Genomic DNA, 11895 nt, shown 5'->3' on the forward strand with positions numbered 1-11895 from the left:
ACATGCGCATCCACCCCAAAAACACCCCATCTCCCCCACCCCCCCCCCCCCCCCCCCCCCCCCCCCCCCCCCCCCCCCCCCCCCCCCCCCCCCCCGGCGCCGTTCTCACATCGTCCTGACTCCTCGCCATTACATTCCCGGAAACCGCGGCGTGGAGCGGAAAGACGCATTTCCGGGGCCGACACGTTCCGTTGAATTCCGGCCACGGAATGTCACCTACCGGATTACCCGCGTTTATATTGCTTTCCCCGACGGGCCGCCTCTATTCTTGCCCGTGGCGGCTCGCCGGACTATTTCCCGTTGCTTTCATGCCCGGCCGGGGGTCGCCTGATATCCCGGCGCCCGAAATGAATCGGATGAGCCGCCTTCCGCTGCCCGAGGGGCGTTGTCCGGGATCGTCGATGAGTGAGGGGACGCGTGCGTACATCCAACATGTTCGTCAGGAGTCTCGGCGTATATGTGCCTGACAGTGTGAGCGTCGAACAGGCGGTTCGCGAGGGCTGGTACCCGGCCGAGGAGGTCGAGAGGTACCGGCAGATCGGCGCGGCGGTGGCCGGCGACATGCCCGCGCCCGAGATGGCGCGGCTCGCCGTCCTGGACGCGTACGACCGCTGGGGGGAGTCCTCCCCGAAGGAGCTCGACCTCCTGCTCTACCCGTCGGTCTGGCACCAGGGCCCGAACGGCTGGCAGCCCCAGCACTACCTGCAGATGCACCTGCTCGGCGGGAACGTTCCGGCGTTCGAGATCCGGAGCGGCTGCGTGGGGATGATCAGCTCGCTGGAGCTTGCGGCGAGCTACCTCCAGGCCGACGCCGGCCGGGAGACGGCCATGGTCGTCTCCTCGGACAACCACGGCACCCCGCTGGTGGACCGCTGGCGGATGACCCCCGGGGCGCTGATCGGCGACGCCGCGGCCGCGCTCCTCCTCGGCAAGGGGTACGGCATGGCCGAACTGCTGTCGGTGAACGCGACGGTGATCCCGGAGGCCGACGCGGTCAACGACGGCGCCTACCCGCTGTTCCCCCCGGACGCCACCGTCGGCAGGGGGCTGAGCTTCTCGGACCGGCACGAGGAGTTCCGCCAGCGGCTGCTCAAGGCCCAGGGGACCGGGATCCACCTGACGATCCAGAAGACGATGATGCAGCAGGTCGAACGGACCCTGGACGAGGCCGGGATCGAGCTCTCCGACATCACGAAGGTGGCCCTGCCGCACGGCCGCCGCGAGGACCTGGACGGGCAGATGTCCTGGCTGGGCATCGACGAGGACCAGACGACCTGGGACTACGGCAGGCGCGTGGGCCACTGCGGCGCGGTGGACCAGTTCATCGCCTTCGAGCACCTGATCGCGACCGGCGGGCTCGTGGCCGGCGACCACCTGCTCATGGTCGGGTTCGGCTCCGGCACGTCCGTCGCCGCGGCGGCGTTCAGGATCCTGGACACCTCGCCCGTCACGGCGGGGGCACGCGCATGACCGGTCTCACCCGCACGACCGGGCTCTCCCGGCGGCTGGTCGGCTTCATCCAGGACAACCTCGTCCAGGACGGCGACGACATCACGGTCGACGAGACGACCCCGCTCCTGGTGTCGGGCCTGCTGGACTCCCTGAGGACGGCACGGCTGCTGAACTTCCTCCGCAGGGACGTCGGCGTCCCGATCCCCGCCGCGAAGCTCGACCCCGACAACTTCCGGGACGTCGTGACCATCGTGGCGATGGTCGAAGAACTCGAATCCGTCTAGCCGGGGCGAGGACGAAGCATGCGGTACGCGGACACGTACATCGGCGGGGTGGGGGCCTTCGTCCCCCGGACCGTCGTCAGCGTCGAGAAGGCCGTCGCCAAGGGCTGGTACCCGGCCGAGGAGGCCGAGCTGCACAACCTGGGCGGGGCGGTCGTGGCCGGTGACGTACCGGCTCCGGAGATGGCCCTGCACGCGGCGCGGATCGCGCTCAAGCGCAGCGGGCGGGCGCCCGCCGACCTGGACCTGCTCCTGTACGCCTCGACGTGGCACCAGGGACCGGACGGCTGGCCCCCGCACTCCTACCTGCAGCGCCGGCTCGTCGGCGGGAACGTCCTGGCCACCGAGATCCGCCAGGGCTGCAACGGGATGTTCCTCGCCCTGGAACTCGCGGCCGGTCACCTGAGCGCCGTCCCCGGGCGGCAGGCCGCCCTGCTGGTCTCCTCCGACAACTACGGCACCCCGCTGATGGACCGGTGGCGGATGGGCCCCGGCTACATCGGCGGGGACGCCGCCGGCGCGCTCGTGCTCACCAGGCGGCCGGGGTTCGCGCGCCTGATGTCGGTCTGCACGACGACGGTGGCCGAGGCCGAGGAACTGCACCGGGGCAGCGAACCCCTGTTCCCCCCGGGCGTCACGGTCGGGCGGAAGATGAGCTTCGCGGCCAGGAACGAGCAGTTCCGGCAGCAGGTCATGCCCAGGGGCGAGGCCACCGCGGCACTGTTCACCATCCAGCGGGCGCTGATGGAGGTCGTCGAGCGCGTGCTGGACGAGAGCGGGATCAAGGCCGGCGACCTCACCCGGGTGGCGTTCATGAACTACTCCGAGGAGATCGTCGAACAGCGGTGCATGGCCATGCTCGACCTGCCCATGTCCCGCTCCACCTGGGACTACGGCCGCACCATCGGCCACTGCGGGGCCAGCGACCAGGTCCTCTCCCTCGACCACCTGCTCACGACCGGGCAGCTGGGTCCCGGCGACCACATGCTGATGCTCGGCACCGGGCCGGGAGTGACCGTCTCCGGTGCCGTGATCAAGATCATCGACAGGCCTCAGTGGGCCTGAACCGAAGGGAACGAACGCAGATGGCCGACACTCCGCGCGGAGTCCGGGTGGAGCCGGTGGCGGTGATCGGGATCGGGCTCCGCCTTCCCGGTGACGCCGGCTCACCGGACGAGTTCTGGGACCTGCTGCGCGCCGGCCGGAACACGACCGGGCCGCTGCCCGCCGAACGCTGGCGCCGGTACGAGAACCGCGGTCCCGAACACGCCGCCGCGCTGCGCGACGCCGTGCGCCACGGCAGCTTCCTGAGCGACGTCGAGGGCTTCGACGCGGAGTTCTTCGGCCTGTCGCCCCGCGAGGCCGAGCTGATGGACCCGCAGCAGCGGATCCTGATGGAGACCGCGTGGGAGGCCCTGGAGAACGCCGGCCTGCCGCCGCACGAGCTGGCCGGCACCGACGCCGGGGTGTTCATGGGGGTCTGCACCGCCGACTACGGGGGCCGCCTCCTGGAGGACCTGCCCCAGATCGAGGCGTGGACCGGGATCGGCGCCGCGACCTGCGCGGTCGCCAACCGCATCTCCTACTCCCTGGACCTGCGCGGCCCCAGCATGGCGGTCGACACCGCCTGCTCGGCGTCGCTGGTCGCGCTGCACCTGGCCGCGCAGAGCCTGCGGCTCGGCGAGAGCGACGTCGCCCTCGCCGGCGGCGTCAACCTGCTCCTCACCCCGGGCCAGACCCTCACGCTCGGCACGGCCGGAGCCCTGGCCCCCGACGGGCGGTCCAAGTCGTTCGACGCGTCGGCCGACGGCTACGGACGCGGCGAGGGCTGCGGCGTGATCGTGCTCAAGCGGCTGTCCGACGCGGAACGCGACGGCGACCGGGTCCTCGCGCTCGTCGTCGGCAGCGCCGTCAACCAGGACGGGCACACCAACGGCATCATGGCGCCGTGCGGGAAGGCCCAGGAACACGTGATGATCCGGGCCTGCCGGCAGGCGGGCGTCGCGCCGTCCACCGTCGACTACATCGAGGCGCACGGCACCGGGACCCGGCTCGGCGACCCGCTGGAGGCGGGCGCGCTGTCCTCGGTGTACGGCGCGGGGCGGCCCGCGGACGACCCGTGCCTCATCGGCTCGGTCAAGTCCAACATCGGCCACCTCGAAGGCGCCGCCGGCATCGCCGGCGTCATCAAGGCGGTCCTCGCCCTCCACCGCGGGGAGATCCCCCCGAGCGTGCTGACCGCCCTGAACCCGGCCGTGGAGTGGGAGACCTCGGGCCTGCGCGTGGTGACCGAGCGGTCGGACTGGCCGGAGCGCGACCACCCCCGCCGGGCGGGCGTCTCCAGCTTCGGCTACGGCGGCACGGTCGCGCACATCGTGCTCGAACAGGCGCCCCCGGCCCCGGAGGCGAACCGGGAGACGCCCCGGGACGAGACGACGGGGGAGCGGCTGTTCCCGCTGTCGGCCGCCTCCGAGCAGGCGCTGCGGCGGTACGCGGGCACGCTCGCCGACCGCCTCGGCGACGGGCTCGACCCGGCGTCGGCCGGGCACACGCTGGCACTGCGGCGCACCCACCTGTCCCGTCGCGCCGTCGTGGTCGCGGCGGACGCGGGCGAGCTCGCGGCCGGTCTGCGCAGGCTCGCCGACGACGCGCCGGCCGAGAACGTCCTGCTCGGCGACGTGCTGCCCGAACCCGGCCCCGGGCCGGTCTGGGTCTTCTCCGGGCAGGGCTGCCAGTGGCGCGGGATGGGCCGGGACCTGCTCGCCGTGCCGGAGTTCGCGTCCCTGGTCGACGAGGTGGAGCCGATCTTCGCCGAGGAGATCGGCTTCTCCCCACGGCAGGTCCTCGCCGACGGCGACCTCGACACCATCGACCGCGTGCAGACCATGATCTTCGTGATGCAGCTGGGCCTCGCCAGGCTCTGGAACACGTACGGGGTCGCTCCCAAGGCCGTCATCGGCCACTCCGTCGGCGAGATCGCGGCGGCCGTGACGGCCGGCGCGATGACCGTCGCCGACGGCGCCCGCCTGATCTGCCGCCGCTCCCGGCTGCTGCGCCGGGCCGAGGGCAAGGGCGCCATGGTGATGGTCGACCTGTCCTTCGAGGAGGCGGCGCACCGGCTGGCCGGCCGCGACGACCTGGTGGCCGCGATCGCGTCGGCCCCCGGCTCCACCGTGCTGTCCGGCGACGTCGCCGCCGTCGAGCAGGTGCTGGACGAGTGGCCGGTCGAGGGCATCGTGGTGCGGCGGGTGGCCTCCGACGTCGCCTTCCACAGCCCGCACATGGACCCCCTGGCCGTCGAACTGGCCGCCGCCGTCGCCGACCTGGAGTTCGGGGCGCCCCGCATCCCCATGTACACGACCGCGCTGGCCGACCCCCGGTCGGCGCCCGTCCTGGACGGCGCGTACTGGGCGGCCAACCTCCGCGACCCGGTGCGGCTGGTCGCGGCGACGACGGCCGCGGCGCAGGACGGCCACCGCGTGTTCCTGGAGATCTCCCCCCACCCCGTGGTGGCGCACTCGGTGACCGAGACGCTCTCGGAGAACGGGTACGAGGACGTGTTCGTCGGCACGTCGCTGCGCCGCAACCAGCCGGAGCGCCAAGCCCTCCTCGTCGCGCTGGGCACGGCGCACTGCCACGGCGTCGACGTGGACTGGAGCCGGCTGCAGCCGTCCGGCACCCTGGCCGACCTGCCGCCGTACGCCTGGCAGCACCGTCGCCACTGGCGCGAGTCCTACGCCGGGGACGACAACCGCGGGCACGACGTGAGCTCCCACACCCTGCTCGGAGCCGGGACCGCGCTGGCCGGGAGCCGGACCCGGGTGTGGCGGACCAGCGTGGAGGACGCCGACCGGCCCTACCCGGGCAGCCACACCCTCAACGGGGTCGAGATCGTGCCCGCCGCCGTGCTGGTCAACACGTTCCTGCACGCGGCCGAGGACGAGGACGTCACGCTCACCGACGTGGAGATGATGCATCCGCTGATGACCGCGGAACGCAGGCAGGTCCAGGTCGTGCACGAGCCCCCGGCACTGCGGCTCGCGGCCCGCACCCCGGCCGGCCCCGACGAGCCCGAACCCGCCTGGCTGGTGCACGTCACCGCGGACGTGGCCGCTCCGGGCCAGGCGAAGCCCGACGTGCTGCCGGACGACGGCTCCCTCGTCCCGGTCGACCCCGGGTTCGTGCACGGGCGGCTGGCCGCCGTCGGCGTGCCCTCGACGGGCTTCGACTGGACGATCGAGACGCTGCTCGGCGCGGACGGCGCGCTGCGGGCCACGGTACGCACCGGGGACCCCGACAGCTGGGCACCGGCGCTGGACGCGGCGATGTCCGTGGCGCCCTGCGTGTTCCCCGGCGATCCGGTGCTGCGCATGGTCGTGCACATCGACGAGGTGGTGCTGACCGGCACCCCGCCCTCGACGCTGATCATCGACGCGGCCGTGGACCCGGCCGCCGACGACACCGTCCGGGCGCTCCTGGCCGACGTGGACGGCCGGGTGGTGGGACACCTGGCGGGACTGCGCTATCCGGTGATCGACGCGCCCGCCCCGGCCGAGGAGGATCTCCGGGGGCCCGCGGAGTCGTTCGCCGGGGTGGCGCCCGAGGACCTGCGCGAGCGCGTCCTGCCCGAGATCCGCGCGGAGATCGCGGCCGTGATGAGGCTGGCACCGGAGGACCTGGCGGTCCGGCGTCCCCTGGTCGAGCAGGGGCTGGACTCGGTGATGACCGTCATGGTCCGGCGGCGCCTGGAGAAGCGCTTCGGCCGCCGCCTCCCCGCGACCCTGCTGTGGCAGCAGCCCACCATCTCCGCGATCGCGGACCACCTGGCCGGGCTGCTCGCGGCTCCGAGGCCGGACGCGGTGGCGAAGACCGTTCCCGAGAGCATGCCCGCGATCGGGGGCTGAGGCCGCGCCGGGCGGCCCGGGGGAGGACCTCCCCCGGGCCGCCCGGCGTGCTTTCCGGGGACGTGACGCCGGTTCCGCGCCCGCCGGGTGTGGCGGCGGTGTAGAGGTATGCGGCAGGTAGCGTGCAGACCGTCGTGCGGACGGGACATCGTCCCTAACGTCGCATGACATGCAGACAGTGGACGTACTGGTCGTGGGCGCGGGCCTGGCCGGCCTGCACACGGCGCGCCTGCTCGCCCGGCGGGGACTGGACGTGACGGTGATCGACCGCCGCAGGTCGCTCTCGGCGGGCATCCGCACGACAGGGATCTTCGTGCGCCGGACCCTCGACGACTTCGACCTGCCGGAGCACCTGCTGGGGCCGGGGGTACGGGACGTGCTGCTGTACCCGCCGTCGCGCCGGGCACCGGTCCGGCTCACCAGCGACCGGGACGAGTACCGCGTGGCCGACATGGCGGCCGTCTACCAGCACGCGCGCCGCACGGCGGAGTCGGCCGGGGCCCGGATCCTGCCGGGCGTACGCTACGTCGGCGCGTCGGCGGGCGTCGTGCGGTTCGCGGACGCGGAACCGATGAGGGCACGGTTCGTCGTCGGCGCGGACGGCGCCCGCTCCCGGGTGGCCCGGGACCTCGGCCTCGACGTCAACCGGCGCCTCCTCGTCGGCGCCGAGATCCTCTACCCGGTCGCGCCGGGCACCACCGTCCCGGCGTTCCACTGCGTGCTGGACCCCCGGATCGCTCCGGGGTACCTGGGATGGGTCATCGACGACGGCCGGCACGCGCACGTCGGCGTCGCGGGGTACCCGGACGCGATGCGCACCGGCGTCCGCCACCTGCTGGACGCCTTCGCCGCGGACGCGCCCGGCGGCGCACCACCGGCCGGGCCGGTCGAGCGCCGGGGCGGCCCGATCCCGGTCGGCGGCGTGCTGCGACGGCTGGCGTGTCCCGCCGGGCTGCTCGTCGGGGACGCGGCGGGCGCGGTGTCGCCGCTGACGGCCGGTGGGCTGGACCCCTGCCTGCGCATGTCCGAGCTGGCCGCGGCGGTCACCGCCGAGTACCTGCGCACCGGCGACCGGCGCGTGCTGAGCCGGTACGACGGGGACGCGCTGCGGGCCCGGTTCCGGGGCCGGCTGCTGCTGCGCCGCGCGTTCGCCGGAATCCGGTCGCCGGCCGCGGCGGAGGCGGCGGTGACCGTGCTGCGCGGTCGTGCCGGTCGTGCCCTGGCGGCGCGGATCCTGTTCGGCGACGGCTCGTTCCCCGACGTCGGCCCGCGGCCCGCGGCAGGAGCGCCGCGGGTCTCCCGCCGGTGAGCCGGCCGCGTCGGCGTCCGCCGACGCGGCCGATCCCCGTGTCGCGTGGCGACGCTTCCTCCGCCATCTCCGCTGGAAGGCGACGATCGACCGGAAGTCACCGTTGGACACGTCGTCTCGCGTCACACCTCGTCGGCGGGGCCGGTGATGCGGTACCCCACCCCGGGGGTCGTCGTGATGACCGGCGGGCTCCCCAGTTTGCGGCGAAGCCTTCCGACGGTGACGGCGACGGTGTTGGTGAACGGGTCGGCGTTCTCGTCCCAGACCTGTTCGAGCAGGTCCTCGGTGCTGAGGAAGGCGGGACCGGCGCGCAGCAGGGCCTCCAGGAGCGCGAACTCCTTGACCGACAGGTCGATCCTCCTGCCGTCGCGGGCGACCGTGCGGCGTACCGGGTCGAGCTCGATCCCGGCCGCGCGCAGGGTGCGCGGCCGGGCGGACGGACGGCGCCGGGCCAGGGCGTGGACGCGCAGGACCAGTTCGGGGAAGTGGAACGGTTTGGCGAGGTAGTCGTCGGCCCCCAGGGAGAGGCCGCTGACCCGGTCCCCCGGGGAGCCCGCGGCGGTCAGCATCAGGACCATCGCGCGCCCGTCCCGTTCGGCGATCATCCGGCAGAGGGTGTCGCCGTGGATCCCCGGCAGGTCACGGTCGAGGACCACCACGTCGTACGGGGTCAGGTCGAGTTTCGCGGCGGCCTCCAGGCCGTCGTGGGCCACGTCGACGGCCATGCCCTGGTCCCGCAGGCCCTCCGCCAGGACCTCGGCGAGCGAGCGCGCGTCCTCCACCACCAGGACCCTCACGCGCCGGCGTCTTCCGGTACGGGCGCCCGCGGCAGCGAGACGGTGACGCGCAGGCCGCCCTCGGGCCGGGCGTGCAGGTCCAGGACGCCGTCGTGGGCCTCGACGACGGCCGCGACGATCGACAGGCCCAGGCCGGAGCCGGTCTCGGAGCCGGTCCGGTCGGCGCCGAGCCGCCGGAAGGGCTCGGTGAGCCGGGCGACCTGCGCCGGGTCGAGGGGCGGCCCGCCGGTCTCCACGACCAGCCACGCCGAGCCGTCCCCCGTGCCGGCCCTTGAGCCGTTCCCCGTGCCGTGCTCGGTGCGGGTCCCGGTGCCGGTCTCCAGCCGGATCCGGCCGCCGCGCCGGTTGTGGACGACCGCGTTGTCGATCACGTTGTTCACCATGCGGGACAGCAGGGTCGGGTCGCCCCGGGTCCACGCGTCCTCCCCGGTACGGACCTCGACGGTCAGGTCCCTCTCCGCGACGTCGGCCGCGCGGGCGGCCAGCGCCTCGGACGCCAGGGTCGCGAGCGAGACCGGGACGCGGTCGCGGAACTCGCCGTGCCGCGCGCGGGCGAGGTCGAGGAAGCTCTCCAGAAGGCCGTCCACCCGGTCGAGCTCGGTGCGCAGCCGGTCGGCGAGCGCCAGCGTCTGCGGTGGCACCGGCCGCGGCTTGGCCACGGCCACGTCCAGCGACGCCCGCATGGTCGTCAGCGGCGTCCGCAGCTCGTGGGAGGCGTCGGCGACGAACCGGCGCTGGGCGGCGAAGGACGCCTCCAGGCGTTCCAGCAGCTCGTCGATGGTGTCCGCGAGGTCCTTCACCTCGTCGGCCGGGCCCGGCACGGCCAGCCGCTCGTGCAGGTTGTCGGCGGAGATCCGCCGCGTCGCAGCGGTGATCGTCCGCAACGGACGCAGCACCCGGCCGGCCACGAACCTGCCCAGCAGGACCGAGATCACCGCCATCACGACCAGCGCGACCACCGAGCCCACCAGGAGCCGGCGCGACTGGATCGCCTGGGCGTCCATAAGCTGCGCCTCGAGCCGGTGGACGCGCTCCTGGGCGAGGCCGGGCCACGGTGCGCCAGGGCCCTGACCGGGCGCGGGCTCGCTCACCCTGACGGTGGCCAGCAGGTTGGTGAGGACCAGCAGCCCCAGGCCGGACGCGAGGAACAGCGCGGCGTACAGGACGGTGAAACGCTGGCCCGCCGTCCGCCTCGGTGACGCGGGGCGTCGCGGCTTGCTCATCGGTTCTCTCCCGTTCGCGTGCGGACCTCCAGGATGCGCCGCCCCGCCTAACAGCGATGTGACAGCACCGGTTCGGCCCGTGTCACGGCCGGTTCCGTAGAACCGGACCCATGCCGGAATCCACTGAAGACACCGCCGGGCCGCCCCTGACCGTACGCGTGCGACGGGAATGGGGGAAGTTCCGCACCCGGGGCCGGACGGCCGCCATGGCGTCCGCGATCCTCGTCACCGTCCTGCTCGGAGTGCTCTCCGCGATCGCGGCGAGCCTCGGCACCTCCTGCACCGCCGGTCCGGTGGAGGTCCCCTGCCCCGCCGATCCGGTCGGGCCGCACGGCCGGGCGGTGAGCGACACGTCCTACCTCGTCCACCGGACCCTGGGCAGGAACGGCGACATCACCGTCCGCCTGACGTCCATGACGGGCGTCATCACCTACCCGCCGCCCGACCACGACGAGATCGTCCCCGGTCTCGTCCCCTGGGCGAAGGCCGGCGTCATCATCAAGGACGGCACCGCGCGGGGCTCCTCCTACGCGGCGCTGATGCTCACCGGCGCGCACGGCGTGCGGATGCAGCACGACTACGTCCACGACACGGCCGGGCGCCCGGGCGGCGTCTCGCCGCGGGCACCGCGCTGGCTGCGGCTGACCCGCTCCGGCGACACCGTCACCGGCCACGAGTCGGCCGACGGCACGCGGTGGACGAAGGTCGGCACCGCCCGCCTCGCCGCGCTGCCCGAGACGGTACGGGTCGGGCTCTTCGTCGCGTCCCCGGGGGACGTGACCCTCACCCCCGTCGCCCTCGGCGCGAGTCTTCAGGCGTCGCGCTTCACCCAGGCCACCGCCGTCTTCGACCACGTCAGCGTGCGGGGCGGCACGTCCACCGGCGGATGGAGCCACGGCAGCGTGGGCGAGATGGGGCACACCGACTGGGAGAGGCACCACCGGCCGCCCGGTCTCGTCGAGTCGGACGGCACGTTCACCGTCACCGGAACCGGCGACATCGGGCCGATCGGCACCGCGCCGGGTCACGCCGTGGAGGGCTCCCTCGCGGGCCTGGTCGTCGGCCTGGTCATCGTGATGGTGGTGGCCGTGCGGTTCATGACCGCCGAGTACCGGCCGGGCGTGGCGGGTGGCGCAGCCGGTGGCGTGACGGGTGGCGCGGCCGACGACGTGAGGGGTGGCGCGGCCGGTGGGGCGGCGCCCGCCTTCCGTACGGCCGTGGCGAAGGCCGTCGTGACGGCAGCGGTCACCTTCGCGGCCGGGCTGGTCGCCTCGGCGGCCGTGGTGGCGGCCGGCCCGCGGATCCTGCGCGCGGGCGGTCTCGGCGTCCTTCCGGTGCCGGTCCTCACCGAGCTGCGGGTCGTCGCCGGTGCCGCCGCGCTGCTCGCGGTCGCCGCCGTGCTCGCGCTCGCTCTCGGCGCGCTGTTACGGCGGACCTGGGCGGCGATCCTCGTCGCGATCTCGACGGTCGTCCTGCCGTACGTCCTGGCGGTCCTGCCGATCCTGCCCGACGACGTGGCCAGGTGGCTGCTGCGCCTCACCCCGGCCGCGGGCTTCGCCGTCTACCGGACCGCCCGCGAGTACCCGCAGGTGATCGCCCACTACGCGCCGTCGGCGGGCTACCCCCCGCTTCCCTGGTGGGCCGGGTTCGGCGTGCTCTGCGGCTACGCCGTCGCCGTCCTCGCCCTGGTCCGCCTGCGGTCACGCCGCCGCGACGGCGAGCGATCACCCCGGTGACCGGACGGGGCGACGCCGTCTGCTTCGCGCGCTCCCCTGAGACGTCCGGGCCATCGGCGAAAGCCCCCGGCGACGCGTGATCACCATGATCACGCGTCACCGGGGGCCTCCATGCCGCCGTGCCGCGCCGTCCACGCCATATCCGGCCCGGCGTACCCGGTGGCCTCAGCCGGACGCCCGCTGCCGCAGGTTC

8 protein-coding genes are annotated in these 11895 nt (G+C 74.1%); 6 read left to right on the forward strand and 2 right to left on the reverse strand.

The genetic code is table 11. The annotated features are described in order from the left end of the window. The first annotated feature begins 459 nt into the window (after positions 1-459). The 5 genes from ACZ6RT_RS30425 to ACZ6RT_RS30445 all read left to right on the forward strand — a co-directional run bounded on the left by ACZ6RT_RS30425 (position 460) and on the right by ACZ6RT_RS30445 (position 7946). Positions 460-1470, forward strand: a complete 1011-nt coding sequence (locus tag ACZ6RT_RS30425) for a ketoacyl-ACP synthase III family protein (protein WP_470157353.1) — start codon at positions 460-462, stop codon at positions 1468-1470. Next, positions 1467-1736 (forward strand): hypothetical protein, encoded by a 270-nt coding sequence (locus ACZ6RT_RS30430; RefSeq protein ID WP_399193655.1) that lies wholly within the window; start codon positions 1467-1469, stop codon positions 1734-1736. Before ACZ6RT_RS30425 ends, ACZ6RT_RS30430 begins: the two co-directional genes overlap by 4 nt. An 18-nt stretch (positions 1737-1754) precedes the next feature. Further along, positions 1755-2798: a ketoacyl-ACP synthase III family protein gene (locus tag ACZ6RT_RS30435; protein ID WP_470157354.1), complete on the forward strand. Its 1044-nt coding sequence runs from the start codon at positions 1755-1757 to the stop codon at positions 2796-2798. Positions 2799-2818: 20 nt separating this feature from the next. Then, positions 2819-6637: a type I polyketide synthase gene (locus tag ACZ6RT_RS30440; protein ID WP_470157355.1), complete on the forward strand. Its 3819-nt coding sequence runs from the start codon at positions 2819-2821 to the stop codon at positions 6635-6637. A 169-nt stretch (positions 6638-6806) separates the two neighbouring features. Beyond that, entirely contained in the window at positions 6807-7946 is a 1140-nt protein-coding gene (locus ACZ6RT_RS30445) for an NAD(P)/FAD-dependent oxidoreductase (RefSeq protein ID WP_470157356.1), read from the forward strand. A 122-nt stretch (positions 7947-8068) separates the two neighbouring features. Here the strand turns inward: ACZ6RT_RS30445 and ACZ6RT_RS30450 are convergent, their stop codons facing one another. Together ACZ6RT_RS30450 and ACZ6RT_RS30455 are read right to left on the reverse strand one after the other, a co-directional pair. Then, the gene (locus ACZ6RT_RS30450; protein WP_399188345.1) at positions 8069-8743 is read right to left on the reverse strand and encodes a response regulator transcription factor; all 675 of its coding nucleotides are present in this window, start codon (positions 8741-8743) and stop codon (positions 8069-8071) included. After that, positions 8740-9966 (reverse strand): sensor histidine kinase, encoded by a 1227-nt coding sequence (locus tag ACZ6RT_RS30455; RefSeq protein WP_470157357.1) that lies wholly within the window; start codon positions 9964-9966, stop codon positions 8740-8742. Before ACZ6RT_RS30455 ends, ACZ6RT_RS30450 begins: the two co-directional genes overlap by 4 nt. Before the next feature lie 110 nt (positions 9967-10076). Between ACZ6RT_RS30455 and ACZ6RT_RS30460 the strand changes: the two genes are divergently transcribed. Continuing rightward, on the forward strand, positions 10077-11702 hold the full coding sequence (locus ACZ6RT_RS30460; RefSeq protein ID WP_470157358.1) for a DUF1349 domain-containing protein: 1626 nt from the start codon (positions 10077-10079) through the stop codon (positions 11700-11702). Positions 11703-11895 lie beyond the last annotated feature (193 nt).

The organism is Streptosporangium sp. NPDC050148 (assembly GCF_055586505.1).

What these genes read in the sequence shown, in the direction of transcription:
- ACZ6RT_RS30445 (WP_470157356.1), top strand. Translation starts at nt 6,807, where the DNA reads ATGCAGACAGTGGACGTACTGGTCGTGGGCGCGGGCCTGGCCGGCCTG.
- ACZ6RT_RS30455 (WP_470157357.1), bottom strand. Translation starts at nt 9,966, where the DNA reads ATGAGCAAGCCGCGACGCCCCGCGTCACCGAGGCGGACGGCGGGCCAG.
- ACZ6RT_RS30435 (WP_470157354.1), top strand. Translation starts at nt 1,755, where the DNA reads ATGCGGTACGCGGACACGTACATCGGCGGGGTGGGGGCCTTCGTCCCC.
- ACZ6RT_RS30430 (WP_399193655.1), top strand. Translation starts at nt 1,467, where the DNA reads ATGACCGGTCTCACCCGCACGACCGGGCTCTCCCGGCGGCTGGTCGGC.
- ACZ6RT_RS30460 (WP_470157358.1), top strand. Translation starts at nt 10,077, where the DNA reads ATGCCGGAATCCACTGAAGACACCGCCGGGCCGCCCCTGACCGTACGC.
- ACZ6RT_RS30440 (WP_470157355.1), top strand. Translation starts at nt 2,819, where the DNA reads ATGGCCGACACTCCGCGCGGAGTCCGGGTGGAGCCGGTGGCGGTGATC.